This is a genomic window from Micromonospora sp. MW-13 (assembly GCF_003434305.1).
Taxonomy (GTDB): domain Bacteria; phylum Actinomycetota; class Actinomycetes; order Mycobacteriales; family Micromonosporaceae; genus Micromonospora.
The window spans coordinates 1-228 of the sequence record NZ_QKKX01000150.1 but is presented as its reverse complement, the minus strand read 5'-3'; the positions used below and the strand labels follow the sequence as shown (position 1 = coordinate 228).

1 protein-coding gene is annotated in these 228 nt (G+C 66.7%); it reads left to right on the top strand.

Annotation, left to right across the window (positions count from 1 at the left end):
* On the top strand, window positions 1-228 hold a 228-nt coding region (locus tag C5N14_RS31620; RefSeq protein ID WP_243640300.1), incomplete at both ends, for an ABC transporter substrate-binding protein.

Sequence of the window (228 nt, the reverse complement as noted above, 5' to 3'; positions counted from 1 at the left end):
ACATCCTGCCCCGGCACCTCTACGAGGGCACCGACTGGGCGACCAACCCGCACAATCTGAAGCCGGTGGGCTCGGGGCCGTTCCGACTGGCGGAGTGGATTCCCGGCGAGCACATCGTCATGGAAGCGGTCAAGAACCACTGGGGGCCGCAGCCGGAGATCGACCGGCTGATCCTGAAGATCGTCCCGGACCGGGATGAATGCGTACGGATGGTCGCCCGCGGCGAAG